The organism is Ramlibacter sp., from assembly GCF_035548915.1.
GTDB lineage: Bacteria > Pseudomonadota > Gammaproteobacteria > Burkholderiales > Burkholderiaceae_C > Ramlibacter.
The window spans coordinates 1-21,050 of record NZ_DASZSE010000028.1 but is presented as its reverse complement, the minus strand read 5'-3'; the positions used below and the strand labels follow the sequence as shown (position 1 = coordinate 21,050).

At 67.5% G+C, this 21,050-nt stretch carries 11 protein-coding genes and 1 tRNA gene; 8 read left to right on the top strand and 4 right to left on the bottom strand.

Going from position 1 to position 21,050, the window contains the following annotated elements; genetic code table 11:
• Positions 1 to 14 precede the first annotated feature (14 nt).
• Positions 15 to 5,834 (bottom strand): VCBS domain-containing protein, encoded by a 5,820-nt coding sequence (locus tag VHA82_RS08810; RefSeq protein ID WP_325542581.1) that lies wholly within the window; start codon positions 5,832 to 5,834, stop codon positions 15 to 17.
• 216 nt (positions 5,835 to 6,050) lie between these two features.
• On the bottom strand, positions 6,051 to 10,235 hold the full coding sequence (locus tag VHA82_RS08805) for a VCBS domain-containing protein (RefSeq protein WP_325542579.1): 4,185 nt from the start codon (positions 10,233 to 10,235) through the stop codon (positions 6,051 to 6,053).
• Between the two features lie 357 nt (positions 10,236 to 10,592).
• On the opposite strand from VHA82_RS08805, the gene VHA82_RS08800 reads away from it, so the two are divergent.
• The 8 genes from VHA82_RS08800 (at position 10,593) to VHA82_RS08765 (ending at position 20,264) form a co-directional block, all read left to right on the top strand.
• The gene (locus tag VHA82_RS08800; RefSeq protein ID WP_325542578.1) at positions 10,593 to 11,192 is read left to right on the top strand and encodes a YqgE/AlgH family protein; all 600 of its coding nucleotides are present in this window, start codon (positions 10,593 to 10,595) and stop codon (positions 11,190 to 11,192) included.
• Complete coding sequence (gene ruvX, locus VHA82_RS08795; RefSeq protein WP_325543087.1) at positions 11,189 to 11,602, top strand: Holliday junction resolvase RuvX; 414 nt, start codon at positions 11,189 to 11,191, stop codon at positions 11,600 to 11,602. The genes VHA82_RS08800 and ruvX overlap by 4 nt, the downstream gene beginning before the upstream one ends.
• Before the next feature lie 130 nt (positions 11,603 to 11,732).
• Positions 11,733 to 12,236: a bifunctional pyr operon transcriptional regulator/uracil phosphoribosyltransferase PyrR gene (gene pyrR / locus VHA82_RS08790; RefSeq protein ID WP_325542577.1), complete on the top strand. Its 504-nt coding sequence runs from the start codon at positions 11,733 to 11,735 to the stop codon at positions 12,234 to 12,236.
• Entirely contained in the window at positions 12,233 to 13,195 is a 963-nt protein-coding gene (locus VHA82_RS08785; RefSeq protein ID WP_325542575.1) for an aspartate carbamoyltransferase catalytic subunit, read from the top strand. Before pyrR ends, VHA82_RS08785 begins: the two co-directional genes overlap by 4 nt.
• Before the next feature lie 4 nt (positions 13,196 to 13,199).
• Entirely contained in the window at positions 13,200 to 14,504 is a 1,305-nt protein-coding gene (locus tag VHA82_RS08780) for a dihydroorotase (RefSeq protein ID WP_325542574.1), read from the top strand.
• Between the two features lie 5 nt (positions 14,505 to 14,509).
• Positions 14,510 to 15,259 carry a lysophospholipid acyltransferase family protein gene (locus tag VHA82_RS08775; RefSeq protein ID WP_325542573.1) on the top strand — a complete coding sequence of 250 codons (750 nt, stop codon included), beginning with the start codon at positions 14,510 to 14,512 and terminating at the stop codon, positions 15,257 to 15,259.
• A gap of 543 nt (positions 15,260 to 15,802) precedes the next feature.
• A complete protein-coding gene (locus tag VHA82_RS08770; protein ID WP_325542572.1) occupies positions 15,803 to 19,837 on the top strand; it encodes a PAS domain-containing protein in 4,035 nt (1,344 codons plus the stop codon).
• Positions 19,838 to 19,880: 43 nt separating this feature from the next.
• Positions 19,881 to 20,264: a response regulator gene (locus tag VHA82_RS08765; protein ID WP_325542571.1), complete on the top strand. Its 384-nt coding sequence runs from the start codon at positions 19,881 to 19,883 to the stop codon at positions 20,262 to 20,264.
• A gap of 61 nt (positions 20,265 to 20,325) precedes the next feature.
• Here VHA82_RS08765 and VHA82_RS08760 read toward each other — a convergent pair whose 3' ends face one another.
• Positions 20,326 to 20,571 carry a hypothetical protein gene (locus VHA82_RS08760; protein ID WP_325542569.1) on the bottom strand — a complete coding sequence of 82 codons (246 nt, stop codon included), beginning with the start codon at positions 20,569 to 20,571 and terminating at the stop codon, positions 20,326 to 20,328.
• A 243-nt stretch (positions 20,572 to 20,814) separates the two neighbouring features.
• A tRNA-Arg gene (locus VHA82_RS08755) sits at positions 20,815 to 20,889 on the bottom strand.
• Positions 20,890 to 21,050: the final 161 nt, after the last annotated feature.

Genomic DNA, 21,050 nt, shown 5'->3' with positions numbered 1-21,050 from the left:
GCGTCAAAATTCTGCTAAAGGGCGAATGAATTGTTCGACAGCTGGGTGTGATCGACACCCAGGATCACGATGGCGAAGTCCGCCTGCAGGTTCCCGTTGACGTTGCCGTACAACGTGTGCGTGGCGTCGTCGAATCGCAACTGCCCGGCGGCGGTGAACGCCGCGCCGCCGATCCAGGTGAACGCCTGGTTGCCCTTCGCGCCCGTGTTCGCATCGATGGCCGACACGTCGATCACGTCGCCCTCGGCGCCGTTGAACGGCCCCTGGCCCTGATCGAAGTCCATGATCGTGTCGCGTCCCGAAGCCTTCACCGAGCTGTCGGCAGCCCCCGTGAACACGTAGCGGTCCGCGCCCTTGCCGCCGTAGAGGTCGTCGGCGCCGATGCCTCCCGCGAGCGTGTCGTCGTCGTCGCTGCCCTGGAGCACGTCGTTGCCGTTGCCCCCGAGGAGCGAATCGTTGCCGTCGCCGCCGTCGAGCGTGTCGTTGCCGCCCATGCCGCTCAGCACATTGCCCGATGCGTTGCCCTGCACATGGTTGTCGAGGCCGTTGCCGGCTCCCCGGTACGCGCCTCCCGGCAGCAGCACGAGGTTTTCGACGTAGAGCGCGATCGTGTAGTCGGCGGCGGCGTACACGGTGTCGTCCCCCGCGCCGGCCGCCTCCACGACCACGTCGTGGGTCTGGTCCACGACGTAGATGTCGCTGCCGGTGCCGCCTTGCATCGTGTCGCGGCCGGCGCCGCCGTCGAGCGAGTCGCTGCCGTCGGCACCCGCGAGCGAATCGTTGCCCGTGCCGCCTTCCAGCGTGTCGTTGCCGCCCAGTCCCCGCAGCGTGTCGTTGCCGCCGAGGCCTTGCAGCAGGTCGTTCGTGGCATCGCCAACCAGCAGGTCCGACCGGTCCGTGCCGGAGCCGGTCACCCCGATCGTCGGCGTCGGTGCGCTCGGCACCGAGGTTTCGACCGCGCCGTCGGCATCGTGCAGCGTGATCGACACCGTGTACGTGTGGTTCACGTCCTCGTGCACGAGCGTATAGGTGGCGTCGCTCGTGGAGAAGTCGTAGCCGTCGTCGCGATGCCAGTTGTAGCTGATGACCGAACCCAGGCCATGGTCCACGGGATCGGCGAGCGTGCCGAGCTGCGCCGTGATCGTCTGGCCTTCGACGAGCGAGCCGTCGACGTGGATCGCCGGCGCGCCCTGCAGCGGCGGGTCGTCCACCGCCGCCACGGTGATGGTGGCGGTGTCCGTGTCGGTCAAGGTGCCGCCCGTGCCGCTGTTGCCGCCGTCCGAGGCGACCAGGGTGAGCGTCACCTGGCCATTCGCATTGGCGGCGGGAACGAAGGTGGGCGCCGAACTGCCCGCGAGGAACGCGTCGAGGTCGGTGGAAGTCCCGCCGAGCACGAGCGAGCCCGTGCCCGAGCCGCTCACGGTCACGCCGCCGCCCGCGGTGGCGGTGAGGCTGCCCGAGGCGACCGAGAGCGTGACGGACAAGCCGCCCGAGCCCGCGTCGACGTCGGTCACCGAAATCCCCGTGAGCTGCGTGTTCGTGTCCTCGTCCGTCGCGAACGAACCGGGCAGGGTGTTCACGGGCGCGTCGTTGACGGCGGTGACGTCGACCGTGAGCGTGTTGGCCGACACGTCGAGATCGACCCCGCCGCTGGCGGTGGAGCCGTCGTCCTTCACCTGGAACGTTAAGGTGTCGTAGGCCGTGCCGTTGGCATTGGCTTCGGGCGTGAACTTCAGCTTGCCGCCCGTGATGTCGGCGACGGCGATCACGTCGCCCGCACTCACCGCCGCGCCGTCGTCGCGGAGCGTGCCATGCGCGGGAAGCGTCGTGATCTTCACGCCCGATAGCGTGTTCGCGGGCGAATCGCTCTCGTCGCTGAAACCGAAGTCGCCGGCGGCGAAGACGAACGTGGTGTCCTCCGCCGTGGTCACCGTCTTGTCCGCTCCGGCGGGCGCGTCGTTCACCGCCGTCACGTCGAGCGTGATCGTGTCGGCCGACGCATCGAGATCGGCGCCGCCATGGTCGGTGCCGCCGTCGTCCTGCACCTGGAAGGTGAAGGTCGCGTAGCCCGTGCCGTTCTCGTTCGCCGCGGGCGTGAAGACGAGTTTGCCGCCGATCAGGTCGGCCACCGCGATGTCCTGTCCGGTCGTCACCGCCACGCCGTCGTCGGTGAGCGTGCCGTGGGTGGGCAGCGTCGCGATCTTCACCGCGAGCAGCGCGTTCGCGGGCGAATCGCTCGAATCGGAAAAGCCGAAGTCGGACGACCCGAAGGTGTACGACTTGTCCTCGAGCGTCGTGAGGGTCTTGTTCGCTCCCGCGGGCGCATCGTTGACGGACGTGACGTCGAGCGTGATCGTGTTGGCCGACGCGTCGAGATCGACGCCGCCGTTGTCGGTGCCGCCATCGTCCTGCACCTGGAAGGTGAAGGTCGCGTAGCCCGCGCCGTTGGCGTTCGCCGCCGGGGTGAACTTCAGCTTGCCGCCCGTGATGTCGGCCACCGCGATGAAGTCGCCCGCGCTCACGGCGGTGCCGTTGTCCGTGAGCGTGCCGTGCGTCGGCAGCGTCGTGACCTTCACCGCGAGCAGCGCATCGGCTGGCGAATCGTTCGCATCGCCGAAGCCGAAATCGCCCACGATGAACGTGTAGGCGCTGTCCTCGAGGGTGGCGACGGTCTTGTCCGTGCCGGCGGGCGCGTGGTTCACGGCGGCCACGTCCACCGTCAGCGTGTTGGCCGTGGTGTCGAGGTCCTCCCCGCCATCGGCGGTGCCGCCGTCGTCCTGCACCTGGAAGGTGAAGCTGTCGTAGGCCGTGCCGCTCGCGCCCGCTTGCGGCGCGAACTGGAACTTGCCGTCCAGAATGTCCGCCACGGCAATGAAGTCGCCCGCGCTCACGGCCGAGCCGTCGTCGGTGAGCGTGCCGTGCGAGGGCAGCGTCGTGATCTTCACCGCGAGGAGCGAGTTCGCCGGGGAGTCGGTGGGATCGCTGAAGCCGAAGTCGCCCGTCACGAAGGCGTAGGCCAAGTCCTCGGAGGTCGAGACGGTCTTGTTCGCTCCGGCGGGCTTGTCGTTCACCGGGGTAAGGTCCACCGTCAGCGTGTTGGCGGAGAGGTCGATGTCCTGCCCGCCGTCGGCCGTGCCGCCGTCGTCCTGGACCTGGAAGGTGAAGCTGTCGTAGCCCGCGCCGCTCGCGTCGGCGCCGGGGATGAATTTCAACTTGCCGGCAAGGATGTCGGCGACGGAAATGAATTCGCCCGCGGTGACCGCCGCGTTGTCGTCCCGGAGCGTGCCGTGCGTCGGCAGGGTCGTGATCTCGACGTTCGCGAAGCTGTCGTCGAGATCGGCGTCCGTGAAGCCGAAGTCGCCCGTGGCGAACGTGTACGCATGATCCTCGAGTCCGATCACCGTGCCGTCGGCGCCCGAGGGCGCGTCGTTCACGCCTTGCAGGGTCACGGTCACTTCGTGGGTGTCGCGGTCCGCGCCGTCGGAGATCGTGACCGCGAAGTGCAGCGAGATGCTCTCGCCGCCGCCGAGCCGCTGCAGCATGTCGTCGGCGATCGTGTAGTTCCACCCGCTCGTGTCCGCCGTGAAGCCGCCGGTGAGGGCCGCGGCCGAAAATCCGGCGGTGTCCCCCGACAGGCTGAGGATCGTGTGGTGCATCGTGTGCGTGTCGTGGATGTCCACGTCCGTCCACGAGAGATAGCCGCCGGTGCTGTCGCTCACGCCGTCGGTGATGGTGCCGGTGTAATCGCCACTCGTGAACTGCGGCGCGTCGTTGGCCCCGTAGAGCGCGACCGTCACCGCGTGGACGTCCGACGCGGAACCGTCCGCGATCGTGACGCTGAAGTGCAGGTCGATCTCGTCGCCCGCGCCGAGCTGCTGCAGCACATTGGAGGCCACCGAGTAGTTCCAGCCGGTCTCGTTCGCCGTGAAGCCGCCGGTGAGGCTCGTCGTCGCGATGCCCGTCGTGTCGCCGGTGGCGTTCACGAAGGTCCATGTCATCGCATCCACGTCGTGGATGTCCGCGTCGTCCCAGGAGAGGAATCCCGAGGTGAAGCTCGTCACGCCGTCGGTGACGGAGCCGCTGTACGTGCCGTTCGTGAAACGCGGCGCGTCGTTGGCGCCGTGGAGGGCGATGGTGATGTCCTGCGTGTCCGACGAGAAGCCGTCGGTGATCGTCACGTCGAAGTGCAGGGTGATCTGCTCGCCCGCGCCGAGGCCGTCCAGCACGTCCTGCGATATCCCGTACGTCCAGCCGTCGTTGGTCACGGCGAAGCCTTCGGTGAGGCTCGTCGTGGAAAAGCCGGTCGTATCCCCGCTCAGGGACGCGAACGTGAACGCCATCGTGTGCGCGTCGTGGATGTCGGGGTCGCTCCAAGAGAGGAGCCCGCTCGTGTTGTTCGTCACGCCGTCGGTCACGTCGGCCAGGTAGGTGCCCGCAGTGAAGAAAGGCGCGTCGTTGGTGCCGTTGAGCGTCACCGTCACCGCGTGGAGATCGGAGGCGGAACCGTCGGTGATCGTGACTTCGAAATGCAGCGAGATGTGTTCGCCCGCGCCCAGTTCCTGCAGCACCCCGGGATAGATGGAGTAGATCCAGCCGCTCGTGTCAGCGGTGAAGCCGCTCGTGAGGCTCGTGATCGCGAAGCCGGAAGTGTCCCCCGTTGCGCCGAGGAACGCGCATTCCATCGCGTCCGCGTCGTGAATGTCGGCGTCGCTCCAGCCGAGAAAGCCGCTCGTGAACGACGTGACGCCGTCGGTGACCGAGCCGCTAAAGTCGCCGCTCGTGAACTTCGGACCGTCATTGGCGCCGAAAAGCAGGATCTGGAGCGGAGTGCTGTCGCCGGGGCTCGCGTCGGAAATGGTGACGCCGAAGTGGAGCGAGATGTGTTCGCCCTCGCCGAGCCGGCGCAGCACGTCGCTCGACACGGAATACTGCCAGCCGGACAGGTTGGCCGTGAAGCCGCTCGTGAGACTCGCCGCCGAAAAGCTCGTGGTGTCGCCCGACATCCCGCCGAATCCGTGATTCATCGTGTGCGAATCGTGGATGTCCTCGTCGTGCCACGAAAGCGATCCGCTCGCCTCGCGCGTCACGCCGTCCGTGACCGATCCGCTGAAGTCGCTGCTCGTGAAGAAGAAGGGGACGTCGTTCGCACCGGCAAGGTGAATGGTGACCGGCTGCACGTCCGACGAGCTGCCGTCGGTGAGGGTGAGGTCGAAATGCAGGGTGATCTGCTCGCCCGCGCCGAGCTGCTGCAGCACCGAAGACGCGATCGAGTAGCTCCATCCCCCGGTGTCCGCCGTGAAGCCGATCATGACACTCGCTGCCGAGAAGCCCGCCGTGTCGCCGGTCATGGAGACGAAGGCGTGCTCCATCGTCTCGGAGTCGTGAAAGTCGGGGTCCGACCAGTCGATGAAGCCGCTCGTGAAGAAGTCGACGCCGTCGGTGAGCGTCGCGCCGAAGTGGCCGCTCGTGATGGCCGGCGCGTCGTTGTCGCCGATCAGATGGATCAGCACCTGCGCGGAGTCCGCGGAGCCGCCCGTGCCGCTCACGGTCACGCTGTACGCGATCGTGAGTTCCTCTCCTTCGGCGAGGAACTGCAGGTCCGCGTTGTCGACCGCGTACTGCCACGAATCCCGGTCCGACGTGAAGCCGTTCAAGCCCATCGCATCGAGTCCCGGTTCCGAGATGGGAACGTTCCAGGACGCGCTCACGAAGTGGTGCTGCCAGGCGGTGGCACTCGTCGTGAAGAGCGAGCCGCCCACGAGGTAGGTGCCGCCATCTTCCGTGATGCTGGCCTGCGACGGACTGGCCGTCACGTGTGGCGCGAGTACACCCATGGCAGCTCCTCCTCTCGGGTTCGAGAACAATGGTTATACGACTCGCGGATGGACTTGTCGCGAGGAATTACGTCAGCCGGCGATACGTGCTGGCACCTGCTGGCGATACCGTGCGGCGACAGCGGCCCGCGCCTGTGCGTCGCCGACGCTGGCGTGGCTTCTTTGCGTGGCTTCTTTGCATGCTGCCGCGGCACCGGCCGCGGCAGCATGCATGTGCTAGAGCGTGATATGCCCGGTCAACTGAGCGCTGCTCACGCCGAGGATCACGACGGCGAAGTCCGGGTTCAGGTTCGCGTCGACGTTGCCGTAGAGCGTGTGCGTGGCATCGTCGAAGCGCAGCTGCCCCGCATGCGTGAACGCGGCCGTGCCGATGAAGGTGAAGGCCTGGTTGCCCTTGGTGGTGGTGTTCGCATCGATGCCCGAGACGTCCACCAGGTCGCCCGCCCCGCCGCTGAAGTCGAGGATGGTGTCCCGCCCGCTGGCCTTCACGGTGCTGTCCGCCGTTCCGGTGAAGACGAACTTGTCGGCTCCGGCGCCGCCTGTCAGCGAGTCCGCGCCGACACCGCCCGTGATCGAGTCGTTGTTGTTGCCGCCGTCCAGCGAATCGTCGCCGTTGCCGCCGAGGATCGTGTCGTTGCCATCGCCGCCGAAGATCGTGTCGTTGCCGGCCGCGCCGCTCAGCGAGTTGGCCGCGGTGTTGCCGTCGATCATGTTGTTCAGGCCGTTGCCCGTGCCGTTGATCGCGCTCGCGCCGGTCAGCACGAGATTTTCCACGTAGAGCGCGATCGTGTAGGTGGCGCTCGCGTACACCGTGTCGTTGCCCGCGTCCGCGGCTTCCACGACCACGTCGTTCGTCGCGTCCACGACGTAGGTGTCGTCGCCCGCGCCGCCTTGCATCGTGTCGCGGCCCGGTCCGCCGTCGAGCGAATCGTTGCCGTCGCCGCCCGCGAGCGAGTCGTTGCCGGACCCGCCGTCGAGCGTGTCGTCGCCGCCCAGCCCGCGTAGCGTATCGTTGCCGCCCAGCCCCTCGAGCCAGTCGTCGGTGGCGCCGCCCGTGAGCGTGTCCCGGCCCGGCGTGCCGATCTCGTGCACGGCGATCGTGACCGCATCGCTGGTTTCTGTCTCCAGCACGCCGCCGTCGTCGACGTAGGAGATCTGCAGCGAAATCTGGTGGCCCGAGTCGCCGTTCGTGAGCGTGTAGGACGCTCCCGTGGCATTGGCGATCGGCGTGCCGTCGCGCAGCCACTGGTAGTCGAAGCTCGGATCGTCGTAGTCGCCACTGAACGTGAAGTTGTCGACGTCGACGATGTCGTTGGAGGCGGTGAGGACGTCGCCCGCGAACGGCCCGGGGCCCGCCCCCGAATTGGTCGCGGTGTCGTAGATGTAGACGTTGCCGGTGTGTACGTCGTTCACGCCGTAGATGTTCACCGTCACGTCCGTCGTCGCGGTGGTGTGGCCGTCGGAGAGCTGGACGTGGTAGACCTGCGTCACGAATTCGCTCGCGCCGAGCGACTGGATCTGCGTGTTGGAGTCGCTCACGCTGAAGCTCCAGTCGATCGTGCCGCTGCCGCTGCCGGAGCCGCCGATGTCGACGCTGAAGGAGCCCACGTAGTCGAACGAGGCGTCCGTCGTCGTGTACGTGACGGAGTGCGAGTCGTGCAGGTCGACGTCGGTGAAGCTGATCTGCCCGCTCGCGTAGAGCGTCCCGCTCGTCACGTCTTCCGTGATCGAGGCGGAGAAGGTGCCGCTCGTGATCGACGGCGCGTCGTTCTCGCCGGTGATGCTCACGACCACGTCGGTCGTGTCGCCGCCGCCGTGGCCGTCTCCGATGTGCACGTGGAACGTCTCCACCAGCGCTTCGCCCGAGCCCAGGAACTGCACGTCGTCGTTATCGACCGTGAAAGTCCATTGCACGTAGCCCGTGCTGCTTACCGTGCTGTCTGTGGAGACGGAAACATCGAAAGTGCCGATCGGCTGGGTGGAGCTGCCCGCCCAGGTCGCCTCCGCCGAGAACGACACCGAATGCAGGTCGTTCGCGTCGGCGTCGTTGAAGCCGATGCTGCCGGTGGCGGTGAGCGATGGCGTGCTCGAGTCTTCGGTGAGCGTGGCGGAGCTGCCGTTGGTGAACGTCGGTGCGTCGTTCACGCCGTGGATGACGACGGTGATGTCCTGGGAGTCTTCTCCACCGTGATGATCCGTGATGTACACGGTGTAGGTCTGCGTGAGCGTTTCGTTCTCGCCCAGGGACTGAACGACGTCGTTCGAGTCGTCGACCGAGAAATTCCATTCGACGTACCCCGCGCCGTTCGATTCGGAAGTGACATTGGCCGAGAAAGTGCCGACGTAGTTGCCGGTGGTGCCCGTGATGCTGCTCACGCTGTGGGAGTCGTGGATGTCCACGTCCGTGAAGCTTATCGTGCCGCTCGTCTCGAGCGTGGAGGCCGCGTCCTCCGTCACGTCCCCGGAGAAGGTGCCGCTGCCGGTGAAGGACGGGGAGTCGTTCACGCCTTCGATCTGGATGGTCACGTCGGTCGTCGCGACCCCGCCATGATGATCGCTCAGGTGGAGGTGGAATGTCTCGGTGAGCGTCTCGGTCGCGCCGAGGAATTGCACGTCGGCGTTGTCCACGCTGAAGGTCCACGCGACGCCCCCATCGGACGACGTGGTGCTGTCGTAGCTGATGGTCGCGTCGAAATTGCCGATCACGCTCCAGGAGCTTCCGCTCAGCGTCGCGTCGGACGACCACGTGACCGAATGCGAGTCGTGAATGTCCACGTCGGTGAATCCGACGCTGCCCGATGTCGTGATGAACGAGCCGCTTGCCGCGACGAAGGTCACGTTGTCTTCCGTGAGCGAGCCCGTGTCGCTGCTGCTGAACGACGGCGAATCGTTCACCCCGTTGATCGTGATGGTCACGTCCTGGATGTCGGTCGCGTTGTGGTTGTCCTCGACATGGACGTGGTAGATCTGCGTGATCGATTCGCCCACACCGAGGGCCTGGATCGCGCTCGAGGAATTGGAGGCCGCGAAGCTCCAGCCGATCGTGCCGGAGGCGGAAAAGTCGTTCGTGCCGGTGAGGGTGAAATTGCCGACGTAATTGCCTGTCGTGCCGGTCACGGAGGCCCCATGCGTGTCGTTGATGTCGACATCGGTGAAGGTGAGCGAGCCGCTCGCCGAGAGCGTGGCCGCGTCGTCTTCCGTGACGGTTGCGGAGAAGTCGCCGTCGGTGATCGAAGGCAGATCGTTCGCGCCCTCGATCGTGATCACGACGTCGGTCGTGGCGGACCCGCCGTACGGATCGGACAGGTGCACGTGGAACGTCTCCACCAGGCTCTCGCTCAGGCCGAGGAACTGGATGTCGGCGTTGTCGACGTGGAAGCTCCAGTGGACTTGGCCGTCCGGGCCCGAACTCGGGTCGTTCGTGATGGAGACGTCGAGCGAGCCGACGGAGTTCGCGGACGTGGTGCCGCCGAATTCGGTGTACCAGGTCGCGCTCGCGCTGATGGTCGCGTCGGCGGTATGGGTGTCGTGCCAGTCCGGGTCGCTGAAGTCGATTGTTCCGCTCGCGCTCAACTCGCCCGAGACCACCGCCACATCCTCCGTGACGGAGCCCGAGTCGCTCGTGCTGAACGTGGGCGAATCGTTCACGCCCGTGATCGTGATGTCGATGTCGTGCTGGCCCGTCGCGTCGTGGCTGTCCTCCACGGCCACGCCATAGTGCAAAGTGACAGTTTCGCCCTCGCCGAGATAGTCGAAGGCGAAGCCGTCGGAATCGAACGACCAGCTCAGATTGCTGGACTCCCCCGGATTCGCGCTCAATGTCACAGGCGTGACGCTCATCCAGCTCTGGATGACCCCTATCGGCAGTCCCTCAGTGAATCCCGTCGGGTTGCCGCTGCTGAGCGCGATGACATATAGCACATCGCTCAGGTCCGGATCATGAACCGTGAGCGTGCCCGAGGCCGTGAGCGTCGAATTCGATTCCGCGAGCGAGGCGGACGCCGTATCGCCGGTGCCGACGGTGATCGTCGGCGCGTCGTTGTTCCCGGTGATGCGGATCGTCATGTCGCCCGAGGCGCTCGTGTTGCCCGTGCCGTGCACGTCCACGTCGAACACGAGATTGATCGCCTCGTCCTCGCCCAGGAACTGGAGCTCGGCGTTGGACGGGTCGAACGACCAGGAATTCAGATCGACGTTGAATTCGGAAGCCAGTGAGTTGATGAAATCGGACAGCGACGCCAGATCGGCAGCGGAAGTGAAGCTGTATCCCTGGTAGATCCAGTCGCCGAGGTGGTGCTGAACCGTTGGCGAAACGAAGCCCGTGTAGACGAGTCCTCCTCCAACCTGAGGAGATGCCTGATCTTCTGTGATCGTCGGTGCTGTCAGATGGACTTTGGCCATGGTGGCTCCTCCTCGAACCTTGGAAAGCGTTGGTTATACCGTGTCCTCCAGTGTTTGTCGTGAATGCTTTCCCCCGATTCGCACGCGCCAGTGTGAAAAAATGCCACGGCTCACGCGGGAGGAAAAGACCGGCTCGGGCAGCGGCCGTCGGCGGCTGTGTCGCGGGAATCCGACATGCGGGACACGCAGCCCCGGGACGCACAACCCTGGGGCAAGGCACCCGGGCCAAGGAATCCGGGTATTCCCCGGGAACCGGTGCGCGCGTCCGCGGCCGCAGCGGCGGGACGCGCAGGCCGGGGCGGCCGAGGCCTCGGCCCGGCCGAGTCGAACGCACGGCGCAGCGGTAAAATCCCGGGCATGTCCCGCGACGCCGAGCCCATCAACTTCACGCATCACTTCCTGATCGCGATGCCCGGGCTGCAGGACCCTTCCTTCGCGGGCAGCGTCGTCTACATGTGCGAGCACAGCGCTCAGGGCGCGCTCGGGCTGGTGATCAACAAGCCGACCGACATCAACCTGAAGAACCTTTTCGAGAAGGTCGACCTGCCGCTCGGACGCGAGGAACTCGCGACCGAGCCCGTGCTGCAGGGCGGGCCGGTGCAGACCGAACGCGGCTTCGTGCTGCACGAGGCCGTCCACGCCGTGGACGGCGAGCCGGGCGAGTCGGTGTACGCCTCGACGATGACGATTCCCGGTGGGCTCGAGATGACGACATCCAAGGACGTGCTGGAGGCCATCGCGACCGGGGCGGGCCCGCGCAAGGTCTTGATCACACTTGGCTACTCTGCTTGGGGCGAGGGCCAGCTCGAGTCGGAGATCGCCGAAAACAGCTGGCTCACGGTGTGCGCCGATCCGGCCGTCATCTTCGACACGCCGATCGAGAAGCGCTACGAGAAGGCGCTGCTGCTGCTCGGGCTTCAGTCATGGATGCTCTCGCCGGGGGCGGGGCACGCATGAGCCCTGCGGTGCTCGACATCCCGGCCCGCCACACCACCTTTCTTGCTTTCGATTTCGGTCTCAGGCGCACGGGCGTGGCCGTGGGCAACCGCCTCATCGGCACGGCGACGCCGCAGCCGACGATTCGCGCCGAAGGCGCCGCGCGGCTGCAAGAAGCCCTGCTTCGCATCCGCCAGTGGCAACCCGACGCGCTCGTGGTGGGCGTTCCTTTCCATCCGGACGGCGCGAGCCACGAGAATACGGCGCGCGCGCGCAGGTTCGCGAGGCAGTTGCGCGCGGCGAGCCGGCTCGCGGTCTATGAAGTCGACGAGCGCTACAGCACCGTCGAAGCCGAGGCCGCGGGCGCCCGCGACGCGGATGCGGGCGCGGCGTGCGTGATCCTGGAACAATTCCTGAGAGGTCTGAAGTGAAGCGGCACCGTCAAGGCTGCGTCGTCCCCGCGAAGGCGGCAAACCGTGGCATTCCCGCGCCCCGGAACGCCGCCCTCGCGGGAATGCCGGGCCATCGTTCGCACGAAGTGACAAGCAGGAGGGAAGAGCGATGAGCGCGCTGATGCTCGATGCCGAAGCTCTGTACAAGGAACTGCTGAAGGGCGTCGCGCTGCTGCTCGCGCCGGACGCGAAACTGGTCGGCATCACCTCGGGCGGCGCCTGGCTTGCCGAGCGTCTGCAAAAAGACCTGCGGCTCGCGGGCGACGCGGGAGTCATCTCCTCGGCGATGCACCGCGACGACTTCGCCCGGCGCGGCATGGCGGCCAGCGCGCAGACGAAGCTGCCTTTCGACGTGAACGATGCGCGGATCGTCCTGCTGGACGACGTGCTCTACACCGGCCGGACCACGCGCGCCGTGATCAACGAGCTTTTCGACTACGGCCGCCCCGCCGACGTGAGGCTCGCGGTGCTCGTGGATCGGGGCGGGCGCGAGCTGCCGATCCAGCCCGATTTCGCCGCGGCTCGCGTGAGCCTGCCCGCATCGATGTCGCTCGCGCTCGCGCGCGACGCGCAGGAGCGCCTCAGCTTCCAGGTGGAAGGGCCCACTGAATGATTTCCGGAAGAAACCCGCAACTGAACCGACACGGCGAACTCGTCCACCTTCTGTCCGTGGAGGGCCTGCCGCGCGAGACGCTCGTGCGAATCCTCGACACCGCCTCCAATTTCGTGAGCGTGAGCGACCGCGAGGTGAAGAAGGTGCCGCTTCTGCGCGGCAAGAGCGTCTTCAACCTCTTCTTCGAGAATTCGACGCGCACGCGCACCACGTTCGAGATCGCGGCCACGCGCCTGTCGGCCGACGTGATCAACCTCGATATCGCGCGGTCGTCCACGGCCAAGGGCGAGTCGCTTCTCGACACCATCGCCAACCTCTCGGCGATGGCCGCCGACATCTTCGTCGTGCGGCATAGCGAGTCCGGCGCGCCCTACCTGATCGCGCAGCACGTCGCGCCCCACGTGCACGTGGTGAACGCGGGCGATGGGCGCCACTCCCATCCGACGCAGGGCCTGCTCGACGTGTACACGATCCGCCACTACAAGAAGGATTTCTCCAATCTCGCGGTGGCGATCGTGGGCGACGTGCTGCATTCGCGCGTGGCGCGCAGCGACATCCATGCGCTCACCACGCTCGGCTGTGCCGAGGTGCGCGTGGTCGGGCCGAAGACGCTCGTGCCCGGCGACATGGCGCAGATGGGCGTGCGGGTGTGCCATACGCTGGAAGAGGGCCTGAAGGACTGCGACGTGGTGATCATGCTGCGCCTGCAGAACGAACGCATGAGCGGCGCGCTGCTGCCTTCGGCGCAGGAGTTCTTCAAGTGCTACGGCCTCACGCCCGAGCGGCTTGCGCTCGCGAAGCCGGATGCGATCGTGATGCACCCCGGGCCCATCAACCGGGGCGTGGAGATCGATTCGTCGGTGGTCGACGGCCGCCAGAGCGTGATCCTGCCGCAGGTGACGTTCGGCATCGCGGTGCGCATGGCCGTGATGAGCATCGTGGCGGGCAACGAGGCATAGCACCGTGAAAATCCTGATCAAGAACGGCCGCGTCATCTGTCCCGGCCGCCATTTCGACGAGGTGGCCGACGTCGCGCTGGCCGCGGGCCGCGTGGTCGGCATCCGGCAGGTGCCGGACGGCTTCGCGCCGAACCGCGTGATCGATGCACGCGGCTGCGTCGTCGCGCCCGGCCTCGTGGACCTGGCCGTGCGCCTGCGCGAGCCCGGGCACGAGCACGAGGGCATGCTGGAAAGCGAAATGGCCGCGGCCGTCGCGGGTGGCGTGACGAGCCTCGTGTGCCTGCCGGACACGGAGCCGGTGCTGGACGAGCCCGGCCTCGTGGAGATGCTCAAGTTCCGCGCCGAGAAACTGCACCAGGCGCGAGTCTTCCCGCTCGGCGCGCTCACGCGCGGCCTGCAAGGCGCCGTGCTCACGGAAATGGTGCAGCTCGGCGAGTCGGGCTGCGTCGGCTTCAGCCAGGCGGAAGTGCCGCTTGCCGACACGCAGGTGCTGCTGCGCGCGCTGCAGTACGCGTCGACCTTCGGCTTCACGGTGTGGCTGCGGCCGCAGGAGCTGCATCTGGGCCGGGGCGTCGCCGCGAGCGGCGCGATCGCCACGCGGCTGGGGCTCGCGGGGGTGCCGGTGGCGGCGGAGACGATCGCGATCCACACGGTGCTCGAACTGATGCGCGCCACCGGCGCGCGCGTGCACCTGTGCCGCCTGAGCAGCGCGCCGGCGGTCGAGCTCGTGCGGCAGGCGAAGGAGGAGGGCTTGAGGCTTTCCTGCGACGTGAGCATCAATTCGCTGCACCTCACCGACGTGGACATCGGCTACTTCGACAGCCGCATGCGGCTCGAGCCGCCGCTGCGCCAGCAGCGCGACCGCGATGCGCTGCGCGAAGGGCTCGCCGACGGCACGATCGATGCGCTGGTGTCGGACCACACGCCGGTGGACGAGGACGCGAAGACCTTGCCGTTCGCGCAGGCCGAACCCGGCGCCACGGGGCTCGAGCTGCTGCTGTCGCTCGCGCTGAGGTGGGGGCAGGAAAGCGGCGCCGGGCTGGCGCGCGCGCTCGCGGTGCTCACGAGCGAGCCCGCGCGCGTGCTGGGTGCATCGCTCGGCACGCTGCAGGCGAGCACGGGGCAGCTCGTGGAAGGCGGTGTGGCCGACGTGTGCGTGTTCGATCCGGGGAGCGTGTGGACGGTCGCGCCCGAAGCGCTCAGGAGTCACGGCAAGCACACGCCGTTTGCGGGCTGCGAGTTGCCTGGGCGCGTGCGCTGGACAGTGGCCGCGGGGAACCTGGCTTTCGAAGCCGGCGGCGCGGAATAGCTTCGATGGGCTGCGTGCCTGGCCTCTGGCGCATTTTGCGCGCGCTCGTCCATGCCGTGGGCGGGTGGTTCACGATCCGGCTCGTGTTCCCGCGCCTCGCGCAGGCCGAACGCGAAGCGCGGGTGCAGGCCTGGGCGGTCCGGATGCTTGCGATCATGGGGATCGGTCTCGAGTTGCGCGGCACGCCGCCTGTGCGTGGCCCGGTGCTGCTCGTGGCGAACCATCTTTCGTGGCTGGACATCGTCGTGCTGCATGCGTCGCGCTATTGCCGCTTCGTGTCGAAGGCCGATGTGAAGCGCTGGCCGGTGATCGGCACGCTCGCCACTGGCGCGGGCACGCTGTACATCGAGCGGGAAAGGCGCCGTCACGTGATGCACGTCGTGCATCGCATGGCAGAGAGCTTGCGCGACGGCGAAGTGGTGGCTGTGTTTCCGGAGGGCACGACCGGCGATGGGACGGGCGTGCTGCCGTTCCATGCCAATCTGATGCAGGCGGCGATCTCCGCCGATGTGGCGGTGCAGCCGGTCGCGCTCAGTTTCGTGGAGAGTGCCACTGGCGAGCGTTGCGGGTCGCCGTTGTACCTGGGTGACGAGACCCTGGTGGGCTCGGTTTGGCGGACGTTGACCGGTCCGCGGTTTTTCGCGCGAGTGAGCTTCGGGGAGCCGGTGAAGGCCGAGGCGAGGGATCGGCGGGCTTTGGCGCACGCGGTGCGGGAGGAGGTCGTACGGCTGTACGAGGAGCGCCCCGCGGGGTAGGTTTGCTGCCCTTGCAGGGCGGCGCCTCGCTTGCTCTATCGCATTGATGTCGGACCTGGGTTCATTGCCCTTGCAGGGCAGCACCTCGCTTACCCTATCTCTCCCCCCCGCCCCTCTCTTCCCCAGCGGGGAAGAGAGGGGAGCCCAACACCGATTTTGGCTCGTCGTGACGACAAAGGGCCGAAGACCCGCGAGGTCGGGTGGCGAGCTGACATGTGTAGCTCCGTGACCATCGTGGCGCGCGACGGCGGGTATGCGGAGTCTCGTTGTCGTTGCTAACGATTGCGGACTGCCCGACCTGGCGGGTCTTCGGCCCCTTGTCGGCACGACGAGCCCAAATCGGATGTCCGTGTTGGCTCCCTCTCTTCCCCGCTGGGGAAGAGAGGGCGGGGGGAGAGATAGGGCAAGCGAGGTGCTGCCCTGCAAGGGCAAGTGAACCCAGGTCCGACACCTCTCGATAGGACAAGCGAGCCGCCCTGCAAGGGCATACCGCCGGAGGCCCCCGCACTTGGGCCCCGCGCCCATCCCGCGTATCCTCCCCGCATGCCGCGCCTCGCCCGCTGGTGCCTGCTCGCAGGACTCGTCCTGGGCTGCGCGCTGGGCAGCCATGCGGCGCAGGCCGAACCGCAGTGGCCGGTGGCACACGCGGGCGTGCTCGATCTCACAGCCTGGGACTTCACGCGCGACGGCATGCTGGGCCTGGACGGCGAGTGGCAGTTCGCACCGAACCGCCTCGTCGGCCCTCACGAACCCTGGCCCGCGGACGCCCGCCTCATCCAGGTCCCCGGCGCCTGGAACGACGCGCTCGGCAACCGCTTCGGCCACGGCACGTATCGCCTGCGCGTGAATTGCAAGGCGCCCCAGCCACTCGCGATCGAAGTGCCGGTGGAACACAGCGCCACACGCATCTTCGCCAACGGCCGCGAAGTGGCGCACCAGGGCACGCCGGGCGAAACGCTCGCGACGCACCGCCCCGAAGCGCGCCTCATGGTCGCCCCCCTGCCCGACGCCGCCTGCCCGCTCGAGCTGCGCATCCAGGTCTCCAACCACGAGATGCAGCGCGGCGGACTCTTTCGCAGCTTGCAGCTGGCGTCGTCCGAGGACACCCTGCAGCGCCGCGAACGGTCGCTGCTGCGCGCGCAGCTCGCGCTCGGTGCGATGCTCTTTCTCGGCCTCTTCACGATGATGTTCGTGCCCTGGGGCCGGCGCGACTGGGGCGGGGCGCTCTTCGCCCTCTTCACCTTCGACTACGCGATGAGCCTCGGCCTCATGGCCGAGCGGCCGCTGCAGTCCCTCGTGGAAGACCTCGGCTTCGAGGCGCAGATGCGCCTCACGTTCGCCAACTGGGCCTTCGGCACGAGCGTGCTCGCACTGCTCCTGCGCAGGCTCTACCCGGCGCACGCCGGACGCGTGCCCACCGGGATCATCACCGGCTTCGCCGCAGCGGCCACGCTGCTGCCGCTCGTGACGCCCGCACGCGTCTTCACGTTCTCGACACCGCTGCTGGTGGTGGGCGGATTCGCCGTCGCGATGTTCGCGGTGTACGTGCTCGTGCGCGCGCTGCGCGAGCGGCAGGCGGGCGCGGGGCTGCTCCTGGCGGGCATCGCCGTGCTGATCGTGACCGGCTGGCACGACTCGCTGCACGTGCAGCACCTGCTGCAGATGAGCATCCTCCCCTACGGCATGCTCGGCTTCGAGGTGGCGCTCGCATGGATGCTCGCGAAACGCTTCGCGCGGGCGCTCTCGGCCGAGGACCTGCGCACCATCGAGCAGCGCGAACGCACCGATATGCTCGTGCGCGCGACGAAGGCGGGGCTCGGCGACTGGGATGCCGTGACCGGACAGATCACCTATTCCGAGCGCTTCAAGGAAATGTTCGGCTACCCGGCGGACATGCCCGACGCCGGCATCCCGGAATTCTCCGAGATGCTGCACCCCGACGAACGCGACGAAGTGCTGTCCCGCTTTCGCGAGCAGATGCGCGGGCGCGACGTGCGGGACGGCATCCGCCAGTTCGAGCCGCGCGACTACCGCATGCGGCACGCGGACGGCCACTTCATCTGGGTGCATGCCGAGGCCGTGGCGGTGTGCGGGCCCGACGGGCGGCCGCTTCGGCTCATCAGCTCGGTGATCGACATCTCGCAGAGCAAGCGCCATGAGGAGGAGATCGCGGAGCACGCGGCGGCGCTCGCCACGGAACGCGAGCGGCTGCGGCTTCTCGTGCGCTCCACCAAGGCGGGCTTCGGCGACTGGGATGCGGCGGCCAACGTGGTCACCTACACCGACCGCTTCAAGGCGATGCTCGGCTACCCGCCGGACTGCGACACGAGCGATTGGCCGAGCATCTTCGAGATGATGCATCCGGACGACCGCGAGCGGGCGCACCGGGAGTTCCGCGCCATGATCCGGCGCAAGCCCACGGGCGGCGAGCAGGAGCCGGGCTTGCCGATGACCTACCGGTTGCGGCGCGTCGACGGCAGCTACATCTGGATCCACGCCGAAGGAATCGCCCAGGTCGACGAGACCGGGCGGACCCGGCGTTTCATCACGTCCTATCTCGACTTCACGCAGTTCCACGAACAGGAGCAGGCGCTGCGCGAGCAGATGAAGCTCACGCGCACCGAGCAGCGGCGGCTCGACCTCGTGGTGCGCGCGGCGCGCGTGGGCATCGTCGACTGGGACGGCCACACGCACGAGACCTACTATTCGCCGCGCTTTCGCGAGATTCGCGGCTACCCGCCGGATGCGGACACGTCCGGCTGGCCGGACTACTTCAAGGTGATGATCCACCCCGAAGACCGCGAGCGCGTCACGAAGCGATGGGTGACGTTCATCAAAGGCAAGGGGCCGGAGGGGCCGCGCGGGGAGTACTACTCGCCCGAGGAGTACCGGCTTTCGCGCGCCGACGGCAGCCACACCTGGGTCGAAGTGAGCGGCATGGCCGTGCGCGACGACAACGGCTTCGTCGTGCGCTGGATCGCCGCGATCATCGACATCACCGAGCGGCGCGCGCAGCGCGAAGCCCTGCGTGCCTCGCGCGACCAGGTGGCCGCGCAGGCCGAGCAGCTCGAGCACCAGAACGAGGCGCTGAAGGAGAACGTGCGGCTTCGCGAAGAGGTGGAACGCATCGGCCGGCACGACCTGAAGACGCCCCTCAACAGCATCGTGGCCGTGCCGCGGCTGCTGCGCGAGGAACGCAAGCTGGGGCCCGAGGCGGACGAACTGCTCGGCATCGTGGAGCGCGCGGGCTACCGCATCCTGTCGATGGTGAATCTCTCGCTCGACCTGTACAAGATGGAGCAGGACACCTACATCTTCCGCCCCGACGCGGTGGACCTCGCCGAGCTTGCGCTGAAGGTGATCGCGGAAGTGCGGATGCACGCGGCGTCCAAGCAGGTGCAGCTGCAGCTGCAGGCGTGGCAGCCGCCCTTCGCGTGGGCCGAGGAGCTCCTGTGCTACTCGCTGCTCGCCAATCTGCTGAAGAACGCGGTGGAGGCTTCGCCCGAAGGAGGCACCGTGAGCGTGCACGTGGAAGCGGGCGGCGACGAGACGGTGCGCGTGCGCATCCACAACATGGGCGCGGTGCCCGAGTCGATCCGCGGCAGCTTCTTTCGCAAGTACCAGACGCTCGGCAAGGCGAGCGGCACGGGGCTCGGCACGTACAGCGCGTGGCTCATGGCAAAGGTGCAGGACGGGCATACGGAAATGCACACCTCCGACGAGGAGGGCACGACGCTCACCGTCACGCTGAAGGCGGCGCCGGCGGGCAAGGTGCCGGCCGCGACGCGCCATGCCGCGGAACAGCCCGGGCCGGAGTCGGCGCAGATCGCGAATCTCGCGCCGATGCGCGTGCTGCTCGTGGACGACGACGAATACAACCTCCTCATCGTGCGGCGCTACCTGCCGACGCCTCCCTTCACGGTGGATACGGCGATCAACGGCCGGGTGGCGCTTGCCGCGGCCGAGCTGCAGTGGCCCGACCTCGTCCTGATGGACCTCGACATGCCGGTGATGGGCGGGCTGCAGGCGGTGGGCGAGTTCAGGCAGTACCAGCGTGCCACGCTCTGCAGGCCGTGCACGATCGTGGCGCTGTCGTCCCACGACGACGAGGACACGCGCCGCGCGGCGCTCGCGGCGGGCTTCGACGCCTATCTCACGAAGCCCGTCACGCGCGAGGTGATCCACCGGATGCTCCTGGAGCTGAACACGACGATCGGACGCGCGAGCCCCGCGGGGCCGCCTGCGCTCGCGGCCGTGCGCACGCGCGACGATCCCGTGTGCATTGACCCGGACATCCAGCCGGTGCTCGGCCAGTTCCTCGAGTCGCGCCGCGCGTTGCTCGCGCAGCTGGAGGAGGCGGCGGCGAAGGAGGAGCAAGGCGAAGTGCGGCGGCTTGCGCACCTGCTCGCGGGCAGCTTCGCGCTTTATGGCTTTGCGTGGGCGAGCGACCGCAGCCGCTGGCTGGAGCGCAATTTCAGCGAAGTGATGGCGCCCGCGGTGCGCGAATGGGCGACGGAGCTGAGAGCGCACCTGGATACGGTGGACATCCGGGTGGAGAACGAGCAAGCTTCGGGCTGAGCCACATTTCCCGGTCTCACCGTTCAATCCGGAGCTCCTCAACATGGAAGTCGCCCGCAAGAAGATACTGATCGTCGACGACGACCCGGCCGTGCTTGCTCTCCTGGTCACAAAGATTGGCAGCCGGTACTACGTGGTCACGAGCTCGGACTCGAGCAAGGCGCTGGAGATGGCGCGCCACGAACTGCCCGACGCGATCCTGTGCGACATCGACATGCCGGGGCTCACGGGCGGCGACGTGGCGGCCCAGCTGAAGGCCGACCCGAAGACGGCGGGCATCCCGCTCGTCTATCTCACCTCCATGGTCTCGCCCGAGGAGACGAAGGACATGGGCGGTCTGGTCGGGGGGCGGCCGGGCGTGTCGAAGCGCGCGCCGCTCGCGGAACTGGTGCGCGTGATCGACCGGGTGACGGGCGGGCCGTACTAGCCAGCGGGGATTTGAGGCGAAGGCGCGTCCCCGCCTTCGCGGCAATGACGAAAGCCGCGGTTCAGAGCTCTTCGCTCCATTCGAAGCGCTGCGTCGCGGGCTTGGTGAACACGACCTCCCCGGTGGGGACGTGCACCACGCGGATGTCGCTTGCCAGCTGGTCGCTCCCCGGCTTCGTGAAGCTCTTGGCGGCGAGGGTGATCGCGAGCGCGCGATCGCTCACCGCATATTCGTGCGAGCCTTTCGCCGGCCAGAGCGTGCCGGCGATGGGCTGGTCGCTTTCGATCCTGTATTCGGCGCAAGTCATGGCCTCTCCTGGTTGTCTCGTCGCTGTTGTTGTTGTCCTTCGCGCGTGCCGCTCTTCTTCTCGTGGCGCGTGTCTTCATCCTAGGCCGTGGGCATGACACCGGAGTGACCCGAATGAAAGGACCGCGTGACACCCGTAACGAACCGGCACCTCGTGCAGGTTAGCGGCACGCGGTTTGCTGTCTGTAGGAAGGAGACTACCGCGCTGTAGGACGCGCAAGCGGGCGATGCTGCGCTGCGGCATTGGCGCCCCCGACAGGAATCGAACCTGTATCTAGCGCTTAGGAGGCGCTCGTTCTATCCATTGAACTACGGCGGCGGGGAGGCAGATTTTACGGCGGGTCGTGTCCCTCGACGTGGTGTAAGTCCATAGCCCGGACAGGCTGAGATGCACGTCACTCAGCGAGCCACAGCGGGCAGCCGAGTGGGTGCAGTATCGCTCAGGGTTTGCAGGCCCTCAAGTTGCATGTAGCGCCGGTT